Source organism: Streptomyces sp. NPDC054841, assembly GCF_053611045.1.
On the sequence record NZ_JBSGZO010000090.1, the window covers coordinates 1 to 23505 of the forward strand.

Below are 23505 nucleotides of genomic sequence, written 5' to 3' on the forward strand. Positions count from 1 at the left end.
GTGCAGATGCGAGGCGGAGTAGGGAGCCACTGCGGATCATTGGCGACTGACGACAACGCAGCAGATGCGCGTGCCAGGGCACGCGAGCCCGGCAAGATCCGAACGACAGGCCCTAAGTCCGCAACGGGCTGACATTCGCCGTCGCCTCACGCAGCGCACGACGGCAGAGGGCGTCCGCCCTGCGGGTCGACTCCGGAAGGCGGAAGTCCGGCGACAGCGCGAGTGCGTGGGCACACGCGTTGTCGAGGGAGACCCGGTGGCCGACCGAGACGAACACGGGCTTGATCCCGGTCTGCGTACGCACCGCCCGGCCGACCTCCTCGCCGTCGTCCGCGCGCAGCGGTGCGGTGTCGCCACGGTTGTCGCCCGGCGGGTCGTACGAGAACGTGAACGGGTTCTTGGCGACGCCGATCACCGGCAGCCCGGTGAGCACACCGAGGTGGCTGGCCAGTCCGAAGCGGCGGGGGTGGGCGCGCCCGTACCCGTCGCAGACGACGAGCCCGGGGCCGGTGCTGAGCGAATCCAGCGCGGCCAGCACGGTCGGGATCTCCCGGAAGGCGAGCAGCCCCGGTATGTAGGGGAAGGCGACCCGGCCGACCGCGGTGGACTCCTCGACGACGGCGAGCGTACGGGCGTCGAGGACCACCGCGGCAGCGACGACGACATCGCGCTCGTCGTCGTAGGCCACGTCGACCCCGGTGACGAGGCCGGTCCCGGGCGGCGGCCCCGGCTCGTCCAGGACGACGCGGGCGCGCAGCTCGTCCTGGACGGCCCTGGCCTCGGTCTCGTCGGCAGGTGTCCTGATGGTGGTCATGGTGAACTCCACCTTAGACACCTTGGATAGCCTGCCGATCATGTTCGTAATGGAATTGACCTATATCGCCCCGGTAGAGCGCGTTGACGAGCTCCACGGCGCGCACATCGTCTGGCTGAACGCCCAGTACGAGGCCGGCGTCTTCATCGCCTCCGGCCGCAAGAACCCGCGTGACGGCGGCGTGATCCTGGCCGTCGGGGCCGACCGCGCGCGGATCGAGGAGATCGCGGCGACCGACCCCTTCACGACCGGCGGGGTGTGCGAGTACCGGATCACGGAATTCATCGCGACGAAGACCGCGCCCGGGCTGGAGCCGTACAGGCAGCAGCAGCCGCCTGCGTAGCACGTGGCCGGCGGGTCCGCGGGGACGGGATCCGGCCGCCTCACGGGTTGCCCGGCCGCCGGACTGCCCGACTACCGGGCTGCCCGACTACCGGCCGCCGGGCCGCCGGGCCGCCGGGCCGCCGGGCTGCGCGCGACGGCACGGCTCCGACTGCCGATGAGTCCCCGCTGCCGGCGGCCCCGCTACCAGTGGCGCCCATTGCCGGTGGGGCCCATTGCCGGTGGGCCGGCCCGGTCCGGGCCCGGATGCGGGCCTGGCCCCGGCCGGCATCCGGGCCCGGCTCATCAGGGCTCCAGCCTGGCCACCCGGCCCTTCTCGCCCGACGCCCAGCATCCGAAGTCCGGCGTGCAGTCGACGCTGTCGTACGAGCCGGTGTCCACGGTGCGCCAGGTGCGGCCGGCATCCGTCGTCAGATCCGTGCCGGTGGGGCCGACGGCCAGCGCGGCCGAGCGGCTGTGCGGCAGCCAGGTGACTCCCGAGCGGTACGCGGGCGGCGGGGCCGACGACTTGTGCCAGGTCCGGCCGCCGTCCCGGGTGATCGCGCCCGCCTGCGGCGAGGGCTGCCCGGAGCGGTAGTCGCCGCCGACGGCGAGTCCGTGCGTACGGTCGCGGAAGGCGAGGGCGAAGACTCCGCGGGCCGGGTCGCCGGCCGGGATCGGTGACTCGGTGGCGGTCCAGTGCAGTCCGCGGTCGGCGGAGTGCAGGACGCGTGCGGTGGCGCCGCCGCCGGTCGCCAGCCAGACGTCCTTCGAGCCCGCGCTCACCAGGCACTGGCCGCTCGCCGCGAAGCCCGCCTCGCCCGGCTGCGCGTCCGGCATCCCGGCACTGGGCAGCACCGTCCACGACTTCCCGCCGTCACTGGTCGACAGGATCCGGTACTTGCCGTCGACCGGATCGCTCATGGCGAGGCCGCTGTGCCGGTCGAAGAAGGTGACGCAGTCGTAGAAGGCCTTCGGGTCGGTGTTGCGGAACGACTCGGTCCAGGTCGCTCCGCCGTCCTCGGTGCGCAGCACGCGCGACGCCTCGCCCTCGCCGATGGCCAGCACGACGGCCCTCCGGCTGTCGAAGGCCTCGACGTCACGGAACTCCAGCTCGCCCGCCCGCGGCGGTGAGACGTTCCCCCAGCTCCGGCCGCCGTCCGTGGTGCGCAGCACGGTGCCCTTGGAGCCCGCTGCCCACGCCGTCGTCCTGCTGACCGCGGCGAGGCCGCGGAACCTTGCGTCCGTGCCCGTCTGTTTGAGCTCCCAGTGCAGTGTGCTGCCCGGTGTCTGCTGCGGCTCCGCCTGCGCCGGGGCGGCCAGGGCCGCGGCCAGCGCCACCCCGCACAGCCCCGCCGACACCATTCGTCTCGACTTCCCCTTGGGTCTCATGGCGCGCGAACGTAGCCGACCCCCGGCACGCGGTCCAGAGCGCCTCCGGCGGTGACACAGGTCACGCTCTCCCCCGATGCACGGATTTCGTTGTTCTGCCGTCTTCCTCAGCGCAAGGAAATGTCAGCCACGTGTCGGCCGAGCCGCAGCGAAGTGAGGGAGCAGGCCTTGTCCAGCGTCATTGAGCAGGCCGTGCAGGCCCGTCTGGTCGCCTCCGCACCCCAGATGGAGACCGTACCCGCGACCCTGCGCTACGACCGGCATGATCCGTTCGCCGTCAGCATGGAGTTCCCGCCGCCGGCGACGCTGGAGGGCACCGAGGTGTCCTGGGCGTTCTCGCGAGAGCTGCTCGCCCAGGGCATGGACGCGCCGGCCGGAGTCGGTGACGTACGGGTGCGGCCGTACGGATACGACCGCACCGTGCTGGAGTTCCACGCCCCGGAGGGCACCGCGATGGTGCACATCCGCACGTCCGAGCTGCGGCGCTTCCTCAAGCGCGCGCAGGGCCTCGTACCGGCCGGCCGCGAGCATCTCTATCTCGACCTGGACGAGGATCTGGCCGAGTTGATGCGCGACGCCTGCTGAGGCCCTGATGCGTGACGCCTGCTGAGACCTGTTGCGCGCCGCCGGCTGAGGCGGCCTACCGGGACGCCTGCTGAGCGGGCCGCTCCGCTCCCATGGGGGCGTTGCCCATGAGTGCGTTCAACTCCCCGTACTCGTAGCCTCCGGCCAGCTTTCCGCAGGTCCCTTCCGTGAGCAGCTCACGGGTCGCGTCATGCACCAGGCCGTGGGCGGCGAGGACGATCGAGGACCCCGCGCTGACGCGCGCGACGCCGAGCTCCGCCAGTTCCGCCACCGCCGGCGCCCCGGGCCCGACCAGCACGTTGAGCGGTGCGTCGATGCCCTTGACCAGGGCCCGCACGGTCTCCGGGTCCACGACACCGGGGACGAACACCCCGTCCGCTCCGGCCGCCACACAGGCGGCGGCCCGCTCCAGGGTCTCCCCCAGCCGGCCGTGCTCCGCCCCCAGACCCATGAGATAGGTGTCGATCCGGGCGTTGACGTAGAGCGGCACACCTTCGCTGTCGGCGGCCGAGCGGGCCGCGGCGATCCGCCGGATGTGCTCGGCCGGCGGCCGGGGGCCGTCCTCGATGTTGATGCCGACGGCCCCGGCTGCGAGCACCGCGCGGACCGTACCGGCGACCCCGCCCTCGTCCTCCTCGTAGCCGCCCTCGATGTCTGCGCTGACGGGCAGGTCCGTGGCGGCGGCGACGGCGGCGAGCTGAGCCACGGCGGCGGCCCGGTCCATCCGGTCGCCGTCGGGCACGCCCCGCTCCCAGGAGATTCCTGCGCTGGTGGTGGCGATCGCCGCGGCTCCGGCGGCGGTGACGATCCGGGCGCTCGGGATGTCCCAGGCGTTGGGCAGGACCAGCGGGCGGCCGGGGATGTGGAGGGAACGGAAGTGGCGGGCGCGGTCGGCGAGGGTCGTCATGCGGATCACTCAAGCACCCGTGGGCCGGTCCGGTCCGGCGACTTTCCGACATCGACGTACGCCAAGGGCCGGGCCACGGCGCGGGTACGTGAACAGCCTGGATCCGTGAACAACGGGGATACGGGACAACCAGGGAACGGGCCCACAACGGGCCCACCGGGGAACGGAAACAAATCGATTGCCGGGCCGGGTCATCCGGGCGTACCTTCGTTCCTGGCCCTGTTGTCGTCGATCGGAGAAGGACGTTGCTCGTCTGAGGTCTTGAGACACCGTGTCACGCGGCTTCTGCCCGCGTGCCCGTGTGCGACCTCGGCGTTCGAGCCGTCCCGTCCTCCCGGACCAGGGCCTTCGTGCTGTCCCGACCGGTGTCTCACCCGTTGCCCCACCCGCCTTCCACCGCAACAGGGAGACCCGTATGTCTACATCCCCCACCTATGTCACCTGCTCCTCGCTGTCCTTCTCCTGGCCCGACGGAACCCCCGTCCTCGAGGACTTCCAGCTCGCGGTCGGCCCCGGCCGGACCGGACTGATCGGACTCAACGGCTCCGGCAAGTCGACGCTGCTGCGGCTGATCGCCGGTGAACTCGCCCCCACCGAGGGAGCCGTGCGGATCGCGGGCGAAGTCGGCTACCTGCCGCAGAATCTGGTGCTCGACACGGCGCTCCGCGTCGACGAAGCGCTCGGCATCGCGACGACCCGCGCCGCGCTGCACGCGATCGAGTCGGGCGACGTACGCGAGGAGCACTTCACGGCGGTCGGTGACGACTGGGACGTGGAGGAACGGGCCCGTGCCACGCTCGATCAGCTCGGGCTCGCGCACATCGGCCTCGACCGGACCATCGGCGAGATGTCGGGCGGCGAATGCGTGCTGCTGCGGCTCGCAGCGCTGCTGCTGGCCAGGCCCGATGTGCTGCTGCTCGACGAGCCGACCAACAACCTCGATCTGTACGCGCGCCGGCGCCTGTACGACGCCGTGGAGGCCTGGTCCGGCGTGATGATCGTGGTCAGCCACGACCGCGAACTGCTGGAGCGGGTCGACCAGATCGCCGATCTCCGGGACGGCGAGGTGACGTGGTACGGCGGCGCCCTCTCCGCGTACGAGGAGGCACTGGCCGTGGAGCAGGAGGCGGCCGAGCGCATGGTCCGGGTCGCGGAGGCCGATGTGCAGCGGCAGAAACGTGAACTGGCCGATGCCCAGGTCAAACTGGCCCGCCGTAAGCGCTACGGACAGAAGATGTTCGAGAACAAGCGCGAGCCGAAGATCGTGATGGGTGCGCGCAAACGCCAGGCGCAGGTCTCGGCGGGCAAGCACCGCATCATGCACACGGAGAAGCTGGGCGAGGCGAAGGAGCGGCTCGCCGAGGCGGTTGAGGCGGTGCGGGACGACGACGAGATCCGCGTCGAGCTGCCCCGTACGAAGGTGCATCCGGGGCTCGGTGTGCTGCGGCTGTCCGGCGTCGAGCTGGATCACGGGGCCAGGATCGCGGGCGAGTTCGAGCTCCGCGGCCCGGAGCGGATCGCGCTCGTGGGACGCAACGGGGCCGGCAAGACCACGCTGTTGCGCACCATCGCCGGCGAACTGACGCCGGTCGCGGGCGAGGTGGAGGCGCAGGTGCCACTGCGCTTTCTTCCGCAACGCCTCGATGTGCTCGACGACGAGCTGAGCGTGGTGGAGAACGTGGCCCGTTTCGCGCCGGCGGCGACGGACAACGCGATCCGGGCGCGTCTCGCGCGGTTCCTCTTCAGGGGGGCGCGCGCCGACCGGGCGGCCGCCACCCTCTCCGGCGGGGAGCGGTTCCGCGCCTCGCTGGCGGCGTTGCTGCTCGCCGAGCCCGCGCCGCAGCTCCTGATGCTGGACGAGCCGACGAACAATCTGGACATGGCGAGCGTGCGGAGTCTCACCGCGGCGCTGGAGGCGTACGAGGGAGCCCTGATCGTGGCGAGCCACGACGTGAGGTTCCTGGAATCTCTCGGGATCACCCGCTGGCTGCTGCTCGACGGAGAGCTGCGCCCCACGACCGAGGCGGAAGTTCGGGAGGTGCTGGCGATGGAGTGACACCGGGTCGCCGTAAGGCAGCAGTCCGCGTCGCGCGCCCGCCCACGCGCCTTCCCCCGCCCGCCCGCGCGGAACGTCCTCGCCGGCGGGCCGGGCCCGGGTCCAGGGCCTGTCCTCTGGATCAGCCCGGCAAGATCCGGAAGACAGGCCCCCGATGTCAGGAGTAGGCCTGTGTGGGTGCTTACGGGACGGGGCAGGTGTGGCTGATGATGGCGCCGTCATCCCCCGAGTCCGCCCCTGGAGAGCCCGTGTCGAGCAGAAAAGCTCTGATCCGACGCCCGAGCCCGCGCCTGGCCGAGGGCCTGGTCACACATGTGGAGCGCCGCCCCGTCGACACGAAGGCGGCGCTCGCCCAGTGGGAGGCGTACGGGGACGCCCTGCGCGCCCACGGCTGGGAGACGGTCGAGGCCGAGCCGGCCGACGACTGCCCGGACGGGGTCTTCATCGAGGACACGGTGGTGATGTTCCGGAACGTGGCACTCATCGCCCGTTCCGGGGCGGAGTCCCGCCGTCCGGAGACCCCCGGGGTCGAGGAGTCCGTGGCCCGGCTCGGCTGCTCGGTGAACTGGGTGTGGGAGCCGGGCAGCCTCGACGGCGGCGATGTCCTCAAGATCGGCGACACGGTCTATGTGGGGCGCGGCGGACGGACCAACGCGGCGGGCGTGCAGCAGTTGCGTGCGGCCTTCGAGCCGCTGGGGGCGCGCGTCGTCCCCGTGCCGGTGTCGCGCGTGCTGCACCTGAAGTCGGCGGTGACGGCGCTGCCGGACGGGACCGTGATCGGCTACGAGCCGCTGGTCGAGCAGCCTTCGCTGTTCCCGCGCTTCCTGCCGGTGCCCGAGGAGTCCGGAGCGCATGTGGTGCTGCTCGGTGGCGGAAAACTGCTGATGGCGGCCAGCGCGCCGAAGACGGCCGAGCTGTTCACGGATCTTGGATATGAACCGGTTCCGGTGGACATCAGCGAGTTCGAGAAGCTCGAAGGATGTGTGACCTGTCTCTCGGTGCGGCTACGAGACCTGCACTCATAACGGGACGCTGCAGAACATGTTGGTCACGGGCTTGGCCGACGGCTTGCCCGACCTTTAACCTACGGTCTCGTAACCTACGAGGCCGTAGGTAAGACGCATGCCTGTATTCGGTCAGCGCCTTGCCCTGCGCTGCTCTCGTTCCACTCGTTTCTCCGTTCCGTCTCCCGTCCCCGTCCTCCCCAGGAGCCCCCGTGACGATCACCTCTCCCCACCTCGGCAGTTCGGAAGCGTGGACCGACGCCCGGCTGCTGCACGCGCTGGAGGAGGTGGTCGAGAAGGAACTCAACCGCCATCTCAAGGTCGCCAAGGACTGGATGCCCCACGAGTACGTCCCGTGGTCGGACGGCCGGAACTTCCCGGGGCTCTTCGACGACGGCGAGGCCTGGGAGCCCGGCCAGTCCAAGGTCACGGACATCGGCAGGACCGCCCTCATCGTGAACCTGCTGACCGAGGACAACCTGCCCAGCTACCACCACGAGATCGCGACGCTCTTCGGCCGCGACGGCGCCTGGGGCACCTGGGTGCACCGCTGGACCGCCGAGGAGGGCCGGCACGGCATCGTGATGCGTGACTACCTGCTCACGTCGCGGGCCGTCGACCCGGACAAGCTGGAGCAGTTCCGCATGTCGCACATGTCGGAGGGCTTCGAGTCCGACAACCGCCACTCGATGCTCCACTCCGTCGCGTACGTCGCGTTCCAGGAGCTCGCGACCCGTATCTCGCACCGCAACACCGGTCACCAGTCGGGCGACCCGGTCTGCGACCGGATGCTGGCGCGTATCGCCACCGACGAGAACCTGCACATGATCTTCTACCGGAACCTGCTGGGCGCCGCCTTCGAGTTCGCGCCGGACCTGACCATGCAGGCGGTGCGGGACGTCGTGGTCAACTTCCGGATGCCCGGGCACGGGATACCGGGATTCGAGCGAGCGGCGGCGCAGATGGCGATCGGTGAGATCTACAACATGCGGATCCACCACGACGACGTGCTGCAGCCGGTGCTGCGCTTCCTGAAGGTCCTGGAGATCGACGGACTCGGCCCCGAGGGCCTGAAGGCGCAGGAGGAGCTCGGGATGTACATGGGCGGGCTGGACTCGGAGGCACGGAAGTTCGACGAGAAGCTCGCGGCCCGCAAGGCGCGGATGGCGGCGCGCGCGGCGGGCTGACCGGGGGCTCCGCCCCAGACCCCCGACGGCCTTCGACCGTGTCCTCAAGCGCCGGGCAGGCTCTCTCCGAGCCGTCCGGCGCTTGAGGCGTCGGGCAGGGGAGCCCCGGCACAGGTGAGGTGAGGCGCGCCGTACTCTGTGCCGCGTGAAGCCTGTGACCCGCATCGTCCTCATCGGCGCCCCGGTCGCCGTCGCCGTGTCCCTGGTCCTCGGCGTCGGGGGCGAGGACGACATCCCGCTCGCCGACCGGCCGCCGCAGACGACCCAGCAGGCGCCGGGCGTCGCGCCGAACCCTCTGAAGGCCGGCACGACGTCGGAGCAGCAGGCACTGGACGCCCGGATCGCCAAGCTGCCGCCCGGCCTCGCCGACCCCGCCAAGAAGGAGATCGCCGCGCGGCTCGTGGCCAGTGCCGAGCATTCGACACTGGACTGGCGCGGCCAGTACGACGCGATCGAGGACCTCGGCGACGGCAACGGCTACACCGCGGGAATCATCGGCTTCTGCTCCGGCACCAACGACATGCTCCAGCTCGTCGAGGTGTACACCGCCGCACACCCGGACAACGGCCTTGCCCGTTATCTCCCCGCTCTCAAGCAGGTCGACGGCACCGACGCCCACGACGGTCTGGACCCCGGCTTCACGGACGCCTGGGTGACGGAGGCGCGGAAGCCCGCCTTCCGCCAGGCCCAGGACACGGCGCGCGACCGGATCTACTTCGACCCGGCCGTACGGCTCGCGAAGATGGACGGCCTCGGCACGCTCGGCCAGTTCATCTACTACGACGCGATGGTGCTGCACGGCCCCGGCCTGGACGAACACGGCTTCTACGGGATCCGCGAGGCGGCCATGCGGGAGGCGAGGACGGCCGCCGAGGGCGGTGACGAGAAGGCGTACCTGAACGCCTTCCTCGACCAGGGCCGCTCCGTCACGAAGGCGAAGTTCACCAAGACCCAGCGCGACACCTCGCGCATCGACACCGCACAGCGGGTGTTCCTGCGGAACGGGAACATGGATCTGGCGACGCCGCTGGTGTGGCAGATGTACGGGGAGACGTTCCGTATCCCGGCGTCCTGACCGGATCAGCGGAACGGCGACCCGACGGAACGGAACGGCCTCCCGGCGGAACGCGGCTGCCTCCCGACGGGACAGGGCGGCCTCCCCACGGAACAGGGCGGCGTCCCGACGGACGGCCGGCCCGGCGTCGGGCCGTCGGTCACCAGTCGGCCACCCGGTAGTCCTTGAGGAAGACGCCGGCCACCGGCGCACCCGCCTCGCCCCGCACGATCGGGTCGTACACGCGCGCCGCCCCGTCCACGATGTCCAATGGCGTACGGGTACCCGCTGCGGCGATCCGTGCCTTGCGGGGGGCGGGGTTCTCGTCGGTGATCCAGCCCGTGTCCACACTGCACATGTGCACACCCTGCGCGGCGAGTTCCTGGGCGCTGGTACGGGTCAGCATGTTCAGCGCGGCCTTCGCCATATTCGTGTGCGGATGTCCGCCGGTCTTGTTGCGCACCGCGAACCGGCCCTCGACCGCCGACACATTGACGATGTAGCGGCGCGGGCGCGGCGACGCGAGCAGCAGCGGCAGCAGCCGGTCGCAGAGCAGCGCGGGCGCGACGGCATTGACGAGCTGCACCTCCAGGAGCTCGGCCGGGTCGAGCTCACCGATGCGCGCCGACCAGGAGTTGGCGGCTGAGACGTCGGGAAGCAGCCCTGCCTCGTCCGCACCGGGGAGCACGAGGTCGAGTGAACCGGGCTGCCGGCCGATCGCGGCCATCGGCGCGTACCCCGGCGCGGCGAGCACACCCGGCGGACGCACGCCCTCCTCGGCCGCGGCCAGCAGGGCGTACGCCTCGGGCGGCCTCCGGATCGTCTGCGCGGCGTTGTTGACGAGTATGTCGAGCGGCTCGCCGTCCGCACGCAGCCGGTCGCACAGGCCGAGCACCTGGCGCGGATCGCGCAGGTCGATCGCGACCACGGTCAGCCGCTCGATCCACTCCTCGCTGCCCTTCGCCGCGCGGAACCGGCGCAGTGTGTCCTGGGGGAAGCGACTCGTGACGAGGACGTCGGCCCCGTCGCGGAGCATCATGAGCGCCAGCTGGAAGCCTATTTTCACCCGGCCACCGGTGAGCAGCGCACGGCGGCCGGACAGGTCGGTGCTTAGGGCGCGCCGGGCAGCGTTGTCGCGGGCGCAGTCCGGGCAGAGCCGGTGGTAGAACGCATCAGCCTGTCGGTAGAGCGACTTGCAGACATAGCAATGACGGGGCTTCAGGTACTCCCCCGGGCTCCCCGCCCGGAGCTCCAGAGCGGTGTCCTCACGACGGTCGAGCGCACCGGTCGCGGTGGCGGCGCCGAGCGCGGCATCGGCCTCGGAACGCGTGCGCTGACGGGCCCTGCGGCGCTTGTTCCGGCTCTCACGGGCGAAGGAGGCGGCCAGCTCTTCGGCCCACGCGCGGGTGGGATCGTCCAGCGGTGCCCGCCTCAGCCTCTCCACCGTGCGGCCGAAAGCGGCCAGCTCCTCGTCCGTCAGCGCGTGCCTCTGCTCCATGCGCAGGTGATCTTAATGGCGGGCATGCGACGTCAGCATCCCGGTTTCCTGTCACTCGGGAGCGGTACGCGCACGGAGCAGCTCGGGTCGCTACCCGCGCCGCTGGATCTCGGAGCGCCTCAGCCTGCCCCGCTCCTTCTCCGACAGCCCGCCCCACACACCGAACCGCTCGTCATTCGCGAGCGCGTACTCCAGGCACGCCACCCGCCCCTCGCACGCGCCGCACAGCTGCTTCGCCTCGCGTGTGGAGGAACCAGGGGCCGGGAAGAAGAATTCGGGGCCGGCCTGGGCGCACAGGGCCGTTTCCTGCCAGGCGAGTTCGTGGTCGGTGGTACTGGAGACAGTGGTGTTGATCGGCATGGTTCACACCGTGCCCGGTGTCGATAAACGCCATGTCAATGAAAGCTCAACGACCCGACCGGACCCGCCTGTCCCGGCCTGTCCCTGCCTGTCCCTGCCCGCCCCGGTCGATCCGCCCCGATCGACCCACCCCGGACAGGACCTAGCTCCGCGGCGCGCTCTTGATCACCGCGAAACGCGCCCCGTACGGGTCCGCAAGTTTCGCGATGCGGCCGACGTCCTCCAGGTCCATCGGCTCCGTCCGGACCTGGCCGCCGAGCTTCTTCGCCCGGGCCGCGGTCGCGTCCGTGTCGGTGACCTCGAAGTACGGGAGCCAGTACGGTCCGTCCGCCGCCTCCACCGGGTCGGCCTCCAGGGGGACGAGGCCGGCGAACATCGCGTCCGCTCCCGCGCCCGCCGGGTTGACGGTCGTGTACGTGTCGCCGCCCGGGATCGGAACGCCGAAATCGTCCCAGCCGAAGACGGACCGGTAGAAGGCCAGAGCCGCGTCCGTGTCCGGGGTGTAGAGCTCCGCCCAGCACAGCGCGCCCGTCTGGTTCACCACGTCCAGGCCCTTGTTCGTGCCCGGCTGCCAGGTCGCGAAGCCGACGCCGGCCGGGTCGGAGAAGATCGCCATGCGGCCCAGGTCCCATACGTCCATCGGTTCGGACATGACGGCTCCGCCGCCGTCCCTCACCCGCTTGGCCGTGTCGTCGGCGCTGGTGGACTGGAAGTAGAGGGTCCACGCGGACGCGCCCTGCTCCGAGGGCACGGTCATGCCGCCGGCCGCGGTCTTCCCGTCGAGCTGGAACATCCCGTAACCGCCGGCGTCGGGCCCCATCGAGTGGAAGGTCCAGCCGAAGAGACCGCCGTAGAAGGTGCCGGCGCCCTCGAGGTCGGGGGTACCGAGGTCGAGCCAGTTCGGGGAACCGGTGAGATAGCGGGTCGTGAGCATGGCGCGTCGCTCCTTCGCGGGCGGGCCGCGGTGCGGTCCCCGCCGTCGTGCCTCGTCGTGCGTCGTCGTGCCTCGTCGTGACTCGTCCTGTCCCACGAGTCTCCTACCGATCCATGCCCGCCGCACGCAGTGCCGCGCGGGCCGCGTGATGCCCGCACATTCCGTGCACGCCGGTGCCCGGCGGAGTGGCCGCCGAGCACAGATAGACCCCGGGAACACCGGTCGCGTACGGATCGAACGGGGCGGGTCGGGGCCGCAGGGCCAGCTGGAACATGCCGGTGGAGCCGGTGATGATGTCGCCGCCGATGTGGTTCGGGTTGTACGTCTCGGTGGCGGCGACCGACCGTACGGCGATCTGGACGATCCGCTCCCTCGTCCCTGGCGCGAACCGTTCGAACTGCCGCAGCACCGCGTCCGTTGCGTCCCCCGGATATCCGTTGGGCACGTGCGCGTACGCGTAGACGGGGTGGACCGCGCCGTGCGACCGGCCGGGATCGGCGAGATACTGCTGGGCCACGAGCACGAACGGCCGGTCCGGCATCCTGCCCCGGTTGATCGCCCGCTCGGTGTACGCGACCTCCTCCGCCGAGCCGCCCAGGTGAAGGGTCCCCGCGCGCCGACAGGCCGCGTCGCGCCAGGGCACTCCGCCTTCGACAGCGAGGTCGACCTTGAACGCGCCCGGTGCGTACCTGAAACGCGCGTACGCCCGCCGCACGCGCACCGGCAGCCGGTCGCCGACGATCCGGATCGCGGCCTCGGGTGCGACGTCGAGCAGCACGGTGTCGTACGGCGGGAGTTGGTCCAGCGAGTCGACCCGTACGCCGGTCTCGACCGTCCCTCCGAGATCCTTGAGCAGGGCGATGAGCGCATCGCTCACGGCCCGCGAGCCACCGCGGGCGACAGGCCAGCCGTACGCATGGCCGGCGGCGATCAGCATCAGCGGAATCGCGCTGGTCAGCGGACGGTTCTGGGGATGGAAGCCATGCGCCGCCACCCCGGCGAAGAGGGCCCTCGCAACGTCGGTGCGCCACCGTCCGGCGAGTACCGACGCGGGCAGTGCCGCGTGGAGCCCGTAGCGCGCCAGATGGACCGGATGCGCCGGGACATGTGCCATCGGCCGCATGATGTCGGTCAGCAGCGCGTCGAACCCGGCCGCGAGCGGCCCGAAGAGCCTGCGCCAGGCGGGGCCGTCCGGCGCACCGAGCGCGGCCGCGGTCGCGTCGAGGGAGCGCAGCATCACCCCGGGCGGCCCGGAGTCCAGGGGATGTGCCAGGTCGACCTCGGGCCAGGCCCATTCCAGGCCGTACCGCGCCAGGCCGAGGGAGTTCAGGAACGGCGAGGCAACTCCCATGGCGTGGACTGCGCAGCAGTGGTCGTGCACGAGCCCGGGCGCCGTGAGTTCACCGGACCGACAGCCTCCGCCGGGCGTGGCCGCGGCTTCGAGGACGGTGACGCGCATGCCCGCCCGAGCGAGGGTCACGGCGCCTGCGAGTCCATTGGGGCCGGATCCCACGACGATCGCGTCTGCCATGCCATACAGCGTACGGGGAGGCATGGTTATGATCTCCGTATGACGATCAGAAAGGCCCATGCCGGGTAAGCGCCGCCGTCCGCTCCTGCTTCCCTCGGCCAACGCGCCGCCGGGCTCCGCGCACGTATCGCCGCGGAAGTCCGTCCAGCCCTTGCCGAGGAGCGAAGATGCAGGTCACACCTGTGCAGGCCACACCCTTGAGTCCGTACGCGCGGCTGCCCCGCCCGTACCGGAAACTGCACATCGTCCACAGCACCGTCGACGCGTACGGGCGAGCGCACTGGCTGCTGGCCGAGCGGCCACCCACCGGTTCCGACGCGCCGTACGACGCTCTGGTCGTCACGGTCGGCGACGGTGCTCCGCAGGAGACTCACCTCAGTGCGGTGCTGCACGCCCGATGCCGGATGGACGCGCTCCCGGACGGCGGTTTCGTCCTCGTGAGCGCCCGTGCGGGCAGGCCGGGCGAGCAGACGCAGGTGTTCGACGCACTGGGACGCACGTCGTGGACGTTCGACCTGGGCGATGCCGTCGAGCACCTGCTCGTCGACGAGGCGGGCGATCTGTGGGTGGGGCACTTCGACGAGAACCCCGAAGGCATCCGGCGGTGGAGCAGCTCCGGCGAGCTCCTGTGGCAGTCCGGCGGCATGCCCGGCGTCGGGTGGATCACGGACTGCTACGCCCTGAACGCGGGCCGGCGTGCGACATGGGCGTGCACATACACGGATTTCCCGCTGCTGGAGTTCCGGGAGGACAAGGACGTCAGGGTGCGCTCCAACAAGGTGGGCGGCGCCTGCGGGTTCGCCGTGCACGGAGACCGGCTCACCTTCTTCGGCGGTTACGGCGGCGAGGCCGACCGGCTCGTCGACTGCGAGCTGACCGACACCACCGTCGAGCCGGTCTCGTACGGCCGCGCCGTACGGCCCGACGGCGAGAAGCTCGGCCGACGCCGCGTCGTGAGCCGGGGGCCGCGCGTCTATGTGCAGGCCGAGCCGGGCACCGAGTGGTTCGTCCGGGACATCGGCGACGGCGGCGACTGACGTCATGCCCGGCGTCGTCCCACGTCCCGTGTGATCACTCGTCACGGTGGTCCGGCCGTGTTACGGCCCTGAGGCACCTGCGCACTGCGGCAGGGTGGGCGGATGCGCCACCGGATCAGGCCTCTCACCCTTGCCGTACTCCTCGCCGCGACCGGCTGTGTCTCCGTGCCCGCCGCGCCGCCAAAGCCGCCGAAGCCGGGCCTTGCCCCGGCGGCGGACAGGTCGCCGTCATCGGTCGGCCAGGAGCAGCGGGTTCCGCCGCCGGCACATGGGGAACTCGCCACGACCGGACCGGAGAGGTCACCGCAGCCGCAGAAGCAGGACGAGCATGAGAAGCAGGAGGAGAGGCGGAAGCGGAAGGAGAGGGAGGAGCGTGCACGGCCGGACCGCGTGGATCCGCCATCGGCGCCGAGGCAGCGTCCCCGGAAGGAGCAACGGGACTCGGTTCCTGCGGATCACGTCCGGCCGCCACGGACGCACAAGCCGCGTCCCGCCGTACACCCGCCCCGTCCACGGCCGGACCACGGCATGAGCGATGTGTGCGCGTCGTCGGACGGGGTCGCGGATCCGTCCCTCGTCGAGCTGTGCCGGGCGCATTACGGCCGCTGAAGCCGTCCGGCACCGCGTGCGGGATTGTCCGCACGGCCGTACGTTCAGCACTGTGGCGGATGCGACGGGCGGCGACACACGGACGGACGGACGCGTCGAGCGCGGCAACCGGACCCGGCGGCTGGTGCTGGGGCGCACCATGAACATCGCGTCGGTGGAAGGGCTCGCGGGGCTCTCCCTCGGCCGGATCGCCACCGAACTGAACCTCAGCAAGAGCGGTGTCTTCGCCCTGTTCGGTTCGAAGGAGGAACTGCAACTGGCGACGGTACGGGCGGCGGTGGCCGTGTACGTCGGCCGTGTCGTCGCCCCGGTGCGCGCGCTGCCGCCGGGGCCGGGCCGGGTGTGGGCGCTCTGCAGGAACTGGCTGGCCTATTCGGCGGACCGGGTGTTCGACGGCGGGTGTTTCTTCTGCGGCGTCTCGGCGGAGTTCGACGCCCGCAGCGGCCCGCTCCACGACGCCATCGCCAAAGCCCGCAAGGACTGGGTGGCCTATGTGCAGCGGACGCTGGACGCGGCGCGGAAGGCGGGCGGGCTCGTCGCGGAGGTGGACGTACCGCAGCTCGCCTTCGAGATCATCGCGTTGCTGGAGGCGGCGAACGCGCAGTCGGTGCTGCACGACGACTCCTCGGCCTACGACCGGGCGGCGCAGGGTGTTCTGCGCCTGCTGCGCGCCGCGGCCACGGACCCGGGCACCCTCCCGGACTGGCCGCCCGCCCGCGCCTTCAGGGACCGCCTGCGCCGTCAGTGGGCGTGATCTCCGGAGGAGTCCGACGGCTTCGCGTCCTGCGCGGCCGGATGATGCGGCTCGTACCCAGGAATCGTCCCGTCCGGCTTCGCCACCAGGAACAGCCCGGCCATTCCCATGTCCGAATGGCTCTGCACATGGCAGTGGTACATCCACGCGCCCGCGCCCACATGCTCGCCCGCGATGACCTGCAGGCCGAAGGAGTCGGCCGGGCCTGTGATCTTGTTGTCGACGACGCGTGACGGGTCGTCCGGGCCCGTGAGCAGTCCGGTCCTGTTGTCCGCCCAACGGTGGCCGTGGATATGGAACGTGTGGTAGTACTCGCCGTGAGTGATCATGACGATCTCGACCCGGTCGCCCACCGTGGCCTGGAAGTTCGGGCTCTGATGCGCCGGCTTGTTGTTGATCGTCATGTCGTTGAAGACGATCGTGAACTGCTTGTCCGGGAGGATGTCGCCCTTCCTCCTCACCACCACCGGGCCGTACAGGCCCTTGCGGATGCCGCCCGTCCCGTGGTCCGTGCCCACGACATGGTCGTGGTAGTGCCAGTAGCCCGCGCTGCCCGGCCGCCAGGTCCCGTCGTTGCGCCTGCCGGGGGCATGGGTGCGCCATGTGTACGTACGCGTACCACCGGGCTCGACATGGCTCTTGTTCATCCTCGTGCCGTCGCTGGCGACGTCGTAGTCCACACCGTGCACATGGAGACTGGCCTCCACATCCATCGTGTTCTCGAACTCGATGTGCAGGGTGTCCCCTTCGATCAGCTCGATCACCGGCCCGGGCACAGTGGCCTTGCCCTTTTCGAGGCCGTACGCCATCTGACCGTCCGGCAGTTTCTCCGCGTACAGCTTGAGATGGCGTACCTGACCGCCGGCCGGGGCAGTCTTCGGTGCGCCATCGGCGGAGGTGGCGGCCGGGGCAGTGGCGAGAGACAACGATGTCACACCGGTCGCCGCAACCGCGCCTCCCGCCACCAGACGCCGGTTGAAGCTCCGTCTGTCCATGCGAACTCCCCAGTGCCGTCGGGAAATTGGGTTCAGCCGGGCACACGGTAACCGGGTGATCCTCGTTTCTCCACACCCAGGACAAAGTTCGTGCGATTGCAGCCATACCTATTGGCGACTCGCCAAAAGGGGTCTAGCTTCACCGCTGTTGCTGTGACCAATGAGGGGTGGGTGACCACATGCACCGTGCACCACATCACCGGTCGAGATCCCGGCGCGGGACGGCGGCGGCACTGCTGGCCGGATCGCTGGCCGTGTCCCTGCTCGGCGGGACGGCGGCGGCCCGGCCCGCTCCGGATCCGCCGACAACCCCGTCAGTGAACACACCGAATGCGCCGACCACACCGACAACGTTGTCTCTGCCCTCACCGCCGGGCGGTGCGAACGTACGGGTGCTCGTCTTCCATGCCTCGGCCACCGAGGAGTCGCCGACCGTCGACGCCGGTATCGCGGCGATCGAGCAGATCGGCCTGACCGGACCGGCCGCGGACCGCTTCCGTACCGAGGCCACCGACGACGCCTCGGTCTTCACCAACGCCAAGCGGCTCGGAAGGTACAACGCCGTGGTCTTTCTGACCGGCGGCGGTGACGTGCTCGACCCGGAGCAGGAGGCCGGCCTGGAGGCGTACATGGAGGCGGGCGGCGGCTTCGTCGGCATCCATGACGCAGCCCGCACCGAGCCGTACTCGGACTGGTTCACGGGTCTCGTCGGCGCCCGGCCCACCACCTCACCCGCCACCGTGCAGCGCGCGGTCGTCGAGGTCGGCGACCGTCAGCACCCCGCCACCAAGAGCCTCCCGCTGAACTGGAAGCGGCCCGACAAGTGGTTCAACTGGGCGGTGAACCCGTCCGGTTCCGTCCACACGGTCGCCCGGCTGAAGGAGAGCTCGTACCAGCCCGGCCAGGGCGCGAACGGCTGGGACCACCCCGTCTCGTGGTGCCGTGACTACGACGGCGGCCGGTCCTTCTACACCGGAATGGGCGGCACGGTCGACTCGTACGCCGAGACCGACTTCCGCGACCATCTGCGCGGCGCGCTGGCATGGACCTCGCGGACCTCCCGCGCCGACTGCAAGGCCACCATCACCGCCAACTACACGGCGGAGCGCGTCACCCAGCCCAACCAGCCCGGCCAGAACGACCAGATCGGCGAGCCCCACGGCCTGGTCGCGGCCCCCGACGGGCGGATGCTCTACATCGGGCGGGGCGGCGCCGACTCCTCCAAGCCGGTGGTGACCGACTGGAACAACCCCGACATCGGCGAGGGCAAGGGCGAGATCCACGTCTACGACCCGAAGACGAAGCAGGTGACGCTCGCAGGCGCGCTCACGGTCTTCGGCAACAAGGGCGGCGGCGACGAACTCACCAAGAACGAAGAGGGGCTCCTCGGCATCGAGCTCGACCCGGACTTCATGACCAACGGCTGGGTGTACCTGCACTACACACCGCACTCGCGGATCAACCGCGACACGCACATGGCCGAGCGGTACGTCTCCCGCTTCACCCTCGACCTCGCCACCAACAAGCTGGACCTGGCGAGCGAGAAGGTGCTGCTGAAGTGGCCGGTGCAGATCCACAGCTGCTGCCACGCGGGCGGCGGGATGTCCTGGGACTCCAAGGGCAATCTGTACATCGCGACCGGTGACAACAACTCCTCCGGATTCAGCTCCGGATACTCGGGCAACAACCCGGAGCCGAACTTCAAGGGCGTCTCGTTCGCGGACGCGCGCCGCACCGCCGGCAACACCAACAACCTCAACGGCAAGATCCTCCGTATCCACCCCGAGGACGACGGCACCTACACGCTCCCCGAGGGCAACCTCTTCACCGGCAAGGAGCCCGACGAGGGCGGCGGGAAGACGCGCGGCGAGATCTACGTGATGGGGGTCCGCAACCCGGCACGTATCTTCGTCGACAAGAGCACCGACATTCTGTACGCGGGCTGGGTCGGCCCGGACGCCGGTTCGCCGTCGACCACCTGGGGCCCGGCGAAGTACGACACGTTCGCCGCGATCACCAAGGCTGGCAACCACGGCTGGCCGTACTGCATGGGCAACAAGCAGCCCTACCGGGACCGCAATCTGCCCGATCCGAGCAAGCCACTCGGCTGGTACGACTGCGACGCGCCGAAGAACGAGTCGCCCAACAACGACGGCCTGGTGAAGCTGCCGCCGATCACCGCCAACACCATCTGGTACTCGCCGCAGGGCGGCGGCCCGGACTACCCGCGCGACGCCGCCGGCGTCCCGAGCTACAAGGTGGAGGAGCAGAAGCTGCTGCTGCCGTGGCTCAAGGGCGGCGGCCAGGCGACGATGAACGGCCCGGTGTACCGATTCGACGCGGCGAGTGACTCCGCGGTGAAGTGGCCGTCGTACTGGGACGGGAAGTGGTTCGTCGGCGACTTCTACGACGGCGACCAGCCGCGTCACGCGGTGCTGACCGACCCGAAGACGGTCGGCAAGGGCGGGATCCCGGTCCACGCCGAGTCCCTGAAGAAGATCGTCCCGACCGGCACGACCGGCATCCGCAACCTCATGGACTGGAAGTTCGCACCGGACGGCTCGTTGTACGTCCTCGACTACGGGCGCGGCTTCTTCACCTCCGATTCCAAGTCCGCGCTGTGGCGCGTGACGTACAAGGGCGGCGGGCCGACCCCGGCCGCCGATCAGCTCGCGAGGAAGGCGGCTGTCCAGTGAGACACGTACCGCACCGGCAACTCCGGCTGTGGACCGCGCTGCTCGGGGCGTTGGCGATGGTCCTGGGGCTGACCTCGACCGTCGCGTACGGGCGGGCCGGCGAGAGGGAGGCCGACGTGGCCGCGGCCCAGGTCCTCACCTGGACCGCGGGCGACGCCATCGACCGCTATGCGTCCTTCCCCACCACCGCGGTGGCGGGGCCGACGACGATCGTCTTCGAGAACAGTACGGCGACCGGCAACACCACCGGGATGCCGCACACGCTGACCTTCGACGTCTCCGACCCCGAGTACAACAACGACGTCCCGCTGAACATCCTGGCGAACCCCAATGACGACCAGGGCGGGAAACATTCGGTGGAGGTCACGCTCACACCGGGCCGCTACCGCTTCCACTGCACGATTCCCGGCCACGGGCAGATGCAGGGCATCCTCACCGTGACCGAGGGCGGCGGCGAGGACACCACCGCGCCGGAGACCTCGGCGAAGGTGGAGGGCGAGAAGAACGCCGACGGCGCGTACGTCGGGCATGCCACGGTGACCGTGTCGGCGACCGATGCCGGCTCGGGCGTGGACAAGGTCGAGTACGCGCTCGGGGCGGACGGTCCGTGGCAGCCGTACACAGCGCCCGTGATGATCCATGAAGTGGGCACCCACAAGGTCCGCTACCGAGCCACCGACAAGGCCGGCAACGCGGCTGCCGAGAAGGCCGCCGACTTCACGGTCGTCGCCCCGCCGACACAGGACAAGACACCGCCGGAGACCTCGGCGACCGTGACCGGTGAGAAGAACGAACAGGGCCAGTATCTGGGGATGGCGACGGTCACCGTCACCGCCTCCGACACCGGTTCCGGCGTCAACACCATCGAGTACGCGCTCGGGGCGGACGGCGCCTGGCAGCCGTACACGGCGCCCGTGATGATCCATGAAGTGGGCACCCACAAGGTCCGCTACCGGGCCACCGACAAGGCCGGCAACGCGGCTGCCGAGAAGGCCGCCGACTTCACGGTCGTCGCCCCGCCGACACAGGACAAGACACCGCCGGTGACCTCGGCGACCGTGACGGGGACCAAGAACTCGGACGGCGCGTTCATCACGAGCGCCACGGTGACGGTGAGCGCGACCGACGCGGACTCCGGTGTGGACAAAGTGGAGTACTCGCTCGACGGCGGTCCGTACCTCGCCTACACCACGCCGGTGATCGTCGACCGGGTCGGTTTCCACACCGTGCAGCACCGGGCGACCGACAAGGCCGGCAACACGTCGGAGGCGCAGAAGGTGTCCTTCACCGTCGCGGAGAGCGGTGGCGTGCCGGCGCCCAACTGCCCGGAGTTCGACGAGCGGCTGACCGTCATCGTCGGCACGGTCGACACGGGCGTCCCGAACCGGATCACCCGCTCCCGCTGCACCATCAACGAACTGATCGAGGACGAGAAGGACTGGACGTCCCACGCGCTGTTCCTCAAGCACGTCGACAAGGTGCTGGACAACCTGCTCACGGACGGGGTCATCGACCAGCGCGAACACAAGAAGATCTACCGGGCGGCGAAGGAGTCCGGCATCGGCAAGCCGGGCCAAACCAGCGGCTACCGCGATCTGTTCGACGGCACGGCCGCCTCGTTCGCCAAGTGGCAGCAGGTGGGCGGAGGTTCGTTCGGGCTGAACACCGACGGCTCGATGACCAGCGGCACCACCAAGGGCGGCCTGGGCATGCTGTGGTTCCCGCAGCGGCAGTACGGCGACTTCTCGCTGAAGCTGCAGTGGCGGGACGACGCCCCGGGAACGGGGAACGCGAACAGCGGCGTCTTCGTGCGCTTCCCGTACGTCCACGACAACCCGGAGGAGCCGCGTCCCGAGTGGGTCGCGATCAAGTACGGCCATGAAGTGCAGGTCCTGGACCGGCCCGACGGCGACATGTACAAGACGGGGTCGGTCTACGGCTTCGACCGCGTGGGCCTCGGAGGCGCCGGGGTCACTCCGAAGGGCACCTGGAACGACTACGAGATCCGCGTGGTCGGCCAGCACTACTCGGTCTACCGCAACGGTGTCCTGATCAACGAGTTCGACAACACCGGTGGCCAGGAGTTCGTCCCGCCGCGGGCCGACGACCCCGGCACGGACGGGCGGCGGTACGCGCAGGGGTACATCGGACTCCAGGTCCACGGGACGACGGACGTGATCTCGTACCGCAACATCCGGATCAAGGAGCTGTAGCGCCCGACCGCAACGGTTCCTGGGTCTGCCGCGCGCCGCGTCGTCAGTGGCGTGCGGCAGACCTGCGGGCCGGTGCGGGATCCGGGCACGGCCGGCGTCCGAAAGGTTTCTGTGCTGAAAGGTCGTGGTCGGGTGAGGCGCGGTCCCGGCCGAGGACCTTGGGTCCGCGGTAGGCCCGTGGACCCTGTCTCTGGGCCCAGGTCCGGACCTAGCGTGAGTGGTGCTCTCGGGGGACGCACGAACGTGCGGGAAGAGTCCGGTGGACCTGATGCCCAATTTCGATGGGGCTCTTCCTGACGCTCTGTTTGTGCGAGCGCTGGTCAATTCAAGCGCAGACGGGAGAGTTCGAGTGAGGAGCTTGTCGGGGCTCGGTTTCCGCACGCATTCCGGTGTTTCGTACACCGGTATCCCCACGCCGTACGCGGGCGATCGGCGCACACTGCCGCCCTCGCTCAAGGCCGCGCGTATTCTGCTGCACGCGCTGTTCGCGTTCACGGTCGTCGGCGGACTCGGGGTGATCGGCTCGGCCATCGCCACTCGGTTGATGACTCCCGGACTGCTCGGCCTTGCACTGTACGCCGCCGCGCCGGGTGTCCTGGCCTGGGTGCTCGTGTGGCATATCCCCAAAGGGGGCAGGCGCGTCTGGGACGGTCTGGTCGCCGTACAGGTGTGGCTGATCGCCGGCAGCCTGTTCAACCTCGGCGCCGGGTCGTACCTGGGCCTCAGCCAACTACTGCTGCCGGTAATGATCCTGACGTTCCTCACCCGGTCCCAGAGCCGCGCGTGGTTCGGGGTGCCGGCGCGGACACAGGACCTTCGTGAGGCGCTCTCTCGGTTATCCCTCTCGCGGATGCTCTTGTGGCGACGCGACCGGGGACAGACGGCTGTGGAGTACGTGGGACTCCTCGTGCTCGTCGTGGTGATCATTCTGGCTTTGGTGACCGGTGGGATATCGCGTCGCATCACCGAAGGGCTCGAGACCGCGGTCTGCAACATCACCGCCTCGTCGTGCGGGACGGGCGGCGGGGGCACAGGTGACGGCGGAACGGGCGGTGCGACCGGTGGAGGCACTGGGGGCACGGGGAGTACCGGCGACGAAGACAACGGCGGGACCAGTTCGAATGGTTCGACCGGCGGCGCCAGCGGGGGCACTGACGGAGGTACGAGTTCGGGCGGTACGAGCTCTGGCGGGACGAATTCCGGTGGAACTGATTCGGGCGGCTCCAGTTCCGGCGGTTCAAGCTCCGGCGGTTCAGACTCCGGCGGTTCAAGCTCCGGCGGTTCAGACTCCGGCGGTTCAAGCTCCGGTGGCTCGACTGGTGGCGACACTGGCGGGAGCAGTGGCGGCGCCGACGGCGGGTCGAGTTCGGGCGGGTCGAGTTCGGGCGGGTCGAGTTCGGGCGCCTCGACGGGGGGCAACAGCGGTGGCTCTGACGGAGCTACGAGCTCCGGTGGTGCCTCCGGTGGCAGCAGTGGCGGTTCGTCCGGTGGCTCTTCAGGCGGCAACACTGGCGGTTCGTCCGGAGGCGCGTCGGGCGGCTCCGACTCTGGTGGTTCC

Annotated in this window: 18 protein-coding genes and 1 pseudogene; 11 read left to right on the forward strand and 8 right to left on the reverse strand. The window is 70.3% G+C overall.

Going from position 1 to position 23505, the window contains the following annotated elements:
• Nucleotides 1–112: 112 nt before the first annotated feature.
• Nucleotides 113–814, reverse strand: coding sequence for an endonuclease V (locus ACWGI8_RS15180; protein ID WP_453661102.1), 702 nt, complete (start codon nt 812–814; stop codon nt 113–115).
• Nucleotides 815–854: 40 nt separating this feature from the next.
• Here ACWGI8_RS15180 and ACWGI8_RS15185 point away from each other — a divergent pair, with 40 nt between their 5' ends.
• A complete protein-coding gene (locus tag ACWGI8_RS15185; RefSeq protein ID WP_453661125.1) occupies nt 855–1157 on the forward strand; it encodes a YciI family protein in 303 nt (100 codons plus the stop codon).
• Between the two features lie 284 nt (nt 1158–1441).
• Here ACWGI8_RS15185 and ACWGI8_RS15190 read toward each other — a convergent pair whose 3' ends face one another.
• Nucleotides 1442–2527: a WD40/YVTN/BNR-like repeat-containing protein gene (locus ACWGI8_RS15190; RefSeq protein WP_453661104.1), complete on the reverse strand. Its 1086-nt coding sequence runs from the start codon at nt 2525–2527 to the stop codon at nt 1442–1444.
• Nucleotides 2528–2695: 168 nt separating this feature from the next.
• Here ACWGI8_RS15190 and ACWGI8_RS15195 point away from each other — a divergent pair, with 168 nt between their 5' ends.
• Nucleotides 2696–3112: an SsgA family sporulation/cell division regulator gene (locus ACWGI8_RS15195; protein ID WP_453661106.1), complete on the forward strand. Its 417-nt coding sequence runs from the start codon at nt 2696–2698 to the stop codon at nt 3110–3112.
• A gap of 55 nt (nt 3113–3167) precedes the next feature.
• Here the strand turns inward: ACWGI8_RS15195 and ACWGI8_RS15200 are convergent, their stop codons facing one another.
• On the reverse strand, nt 3168–4019 hold the full coding sequence (locus tag ACWGI8_RS15200; protein WP_453661107.1) for an isocitrate lyase/PEP mutase family protein: 852 nt from the start codon (nt 4017–4019) through the stop codon (nt 3168–3170).
• A 415-nt stretch (nt 4020–4434) separates the two neighbouring features.
• Between ACWGI8_RS15200 and ACWGI8_RS15205 the strand changes: the two genes are divergently transcribed.
• The 4 genes from ACWGI8_RS15205 to ACWGI8_RS15220 all read left to right on the forward strand — a co-directional run bounded on the left by ACWGI8_RS15205 (nt 4435) and on the right by ACWGI8_RS15220 (nt 9341).
• On the forward strand, nt 4435–6075 hold the full coding sequence (locus tag ACWGI8_RS15205) for an ABC-F family ATP-binding cassette domain-containing protein (RefSeq protein WP_453661109.1): 1641 nt from the start codon (nt 4435–4437) through the stop codon (nt 6073–6075).
• Nucleotides 6076–6323: 248 nt separating this feature from the next.
• Complete coding sequence (gene ddaH, locus ACWGI8_RS15210; RefSeq protein WP_453661111.1) at nt 6324–7100, forward strand: dimethylargininase; 777 nt, start codon at nt 6324–6326, stop codon at nt 7098–7100.
• Nucleotides 7101–7291: 191 nt separating this feature from the next.
• Nucleotides 7292–8266, forward strand: coding sequence for an acyl-ACP desaturase (locus ACWGI8_RS15215; RefSeq protein WP_453661112.1), 975 nt, complete (start codon nt 7292–7294; stop codon nt 8264–8266).
• 154 nt (nt 8267–8420) lie between these two features.
• On the forward strand, nt 8421–9341 hold the full coding sequence (locus tag ACWGI8_RS15220; protein WP_453661127.1) for a chitosanase: 921 nt from the start codon (nt 8421–8423) through the stop codon (nt 9339–9341).
• Nucleotides 9342–9480: 139 nt separating this feature from the next.
• On the opposite strand, the gene ACWGI8_RS15225 is transcribed toward ACWGI8_RS15220, so the two are convergent.
• The 4 genes from ACWGI8_RS15225 to ACWGI8_RS15240 form a co-directional block, all read right to left on the reverse strand.
• Nucleotides 9481–10818 (reverse strand): SDR family NAD(P)-dependent oxidoreductase, encoded by a 1338-nt coding sequence (locus ACWGI8_RS15225; RefSeq protein WP_453661113.1) that lies wholly within the window; start codon nt 10816–10818, stop codon nt 9481–9483.
• A gap of 90 nt (nt 10819–10908) precedes the next feature.
• Nucleotides 10909–11178 carry a WhiB family transcriptional regulator gene (locus ACWGI8_RS15230; protein WP_453661115.1) on the reverse strand — a complete coding sequence of 90 codons (270 nt, stop codon included), beginning with the start codon at nt 11176–11178 and terminating at the stop codon, nt 10909–10911.
• Between the two features lie 142 nt (nt 11179–11320).
• Nucleotides 11321–12112: a VOC family protein gene (locus ACWGI8_RS15235; protein WP_453661116.1), complete on the reverse strand. Its 792-nt coding sequence runs from the start codon at nt 12110–12112 to the stop codon at nt 11321–11323.
• Between the two features lie 103 nt (nt 12113–12215).
• On the reverse strand, nt 12216–13643 hold the full coding sequence (locus tag ACWGI8_RS15240) for a phytoene desaturase family protein (RefSeq protein ID WP_453661117.1): 1428 nt from the start codon (nt 13641–13643) through the stop codon (nt 12216–12218).
• A 167-nt stretch (nt 13644–13810) separates the two neighbouring features.
• On the opposite strand from ACWGI8_RS15240, the gene ACWGI8_RS15245 reads away from it, so the two are divergent.
• Together ACWGI8_RS15245 and ACWGI8_RS15250 are read left to right on the forward strand one after the other, a co-directional pair.
• Nucleotides 13811–14680: a hypothetical protein gene (locus ACWGI8_RS15245; RefSeq protein ID WP_453661119.1), complete on the forward strand. Its 870-nt coding sequence runs from the start codon at nt 13811–13813 to the stop codon at nt 14678–14680.
• A gap of 661 nt (nt 14681–15341) precedes the next feature.
• Complete coding sequence (locus ACWGI8_RS15250; RefSeq protein ID WP_453661121.1) at nt 15342–16043, forward strand: TetR/AcrR family transcriptional regulator; 702 nt, start codon at nt 15342–15344, stop codon at nt 16041–16043.
• Here ACWGI8_RS15250 and ACWGI8_RS15255 read toward each other — a convergent pair.
• Nucleotides 16031–17038, reverse strand: a complete 1008-nt coding sequence (locus tag ACWGI8_RS15255) for a multicopper oxidase domain-containing protein (RefSeq protein ID WP_453661122.1) — start codon at nt 17036–17038, stop codon at nt 16031–16033. The two genes, ACWGI8_RS15250 and ACWGI8_RS15255, sit on opposite strands and share 13 nt — an antisense overlap.
• Before the next feature lie 179 nt (nt 17039–17217).
• Between ACWGI8_RS15255 and ACWGI8_RS15260 the strand changes: the two genes are divergently transcribed.
• The 3 genes and pseudogenes from ACWGI8_RS15260 to ACWGI8_RS15270 form a co-directional block, all read left to right on the forward strand.
• The gene (locus tag ACWGI8_RS15260) at nt 17218–19734 is read left to right on the forward strand and encodes a ThuA domain-containing protein (protein ID WP_453661124.1); all 2517 of its coding nucleotides are present in this window, start codon (nt 17218–17220) and stop codon (nt 19732–19734) included.
• Nucleotides 19735–19790: 56 nt separating this feature from the next.
• Entirely contained in the window at nt 19791–21947 is a 2157-nt protein-coding gene (locus tag ACWGI8_RS15265; protein ID WP_453661128.1) for an OmpL47-type beta-barrel domain-containing protein, read from the forward strand.
• A gap of 259 nt (nt 21948–22206) precedes the next feature.
• Nucleotides 22207–23505: pseudogene (locus ACWGI8_RS15270) on the forward strand (hypothetical protein); the annotation flags it as partial.

Bases quoted from the DNA above. Each gene is read 5' to 3' on its own strand.
- ACWGI8_RS15180 (WP_453661102.1), bottom strand. From the start codon at position 814: ATGACCACCATCAGGACACCTGCCGACGAGACCGAGGCCAGGGCCGTC.
- ACWGI8_RS15185 (WP_453661125.1), top strand. From the start codon at position 855: ATGTTCGTAATGGAATTGACCTATATCGCCCCGGTAGAGCGCGTTGAC.
- ACWGI8_RS15190 (WP_453661104.1), bottom strand. From the start codon at position 2,527: ATGAGACCCAAGGGGAAGTCGAGACGAATGGTGTCGGCGGGGCTGTGC.
- ACWGI8_RS15200 (WP_453661107.1), bottom strand. From the start codon at position 4,019: ATGACGACCCTCGCCGACCGCGCCCGCCACTTCCGTTCCCTCCACATC.
- ACWGI8_RS15205 (WP_453661109.1), top strand. From the start codon at position 4,435: ATGTCTACATCCCCCACCTATGTCACCTGCTCCTCGCTGTCCTTCTCC.
- ACWGI8_RS15225 (WP_453661113.1), bottom strand. From the start codon at position 10,818: ATGGAGCAGAGGCACGCGCTGACGGACGAGGAGCTGGCCGCTTTCGGC.
- ACWGI8_RS15230 (WP_453661115.1), bottom strand. From the start codon at position 11,178: ATGCCGATCAACACCACTGTCTCCAGTACCACCGACCACGAACTCGCC.
- ACWGI8_RS15235 (WP_453661116.1), bottom strand. From the start codon at position 12,112: ATGCTCACGACCCGCTATCTCACCGGTTCCCCGAACTGGCTCGACCTC.
- ACWGI8_RS15240 (WP_453661117.1), bottom strand. From the start codon at position 13,643: ATGGCAGACGCGATCGTCGTGGGATCCGGCCCCAATGGACTCGCAGGC.
- ACWGI8_RS15245 (WP_453661119.1), top strand. From the start codon at position 13,811: ATGCAGGTCACACCTGTGCAGGCCACACCCTTGAGTCCGTACGCGCGG.
- ACWGI8_RS15255 (WP_453661122.1), bottom strand. From the start codon at position 17,038: ATGGACAGACGGAGCTTCAACCGGCGTCTGGTGGCGGGAGGCGCGGTT.
- ACWGI8_RS15260 (WP_453661124.1), top strand. From the start codon at position 17,218: ATGCACCGTGCACCACATCACCGGTCGAGATCCCGGCGCGGGACGGCG.
- ACWGI8_RS15265 (WP_453661128.1), top strand. From the start codon at position 19,791: ATGGTCCTGGGGCTGACCTCGACCGTCGCGTACGGGCGGGCCGGCGAG.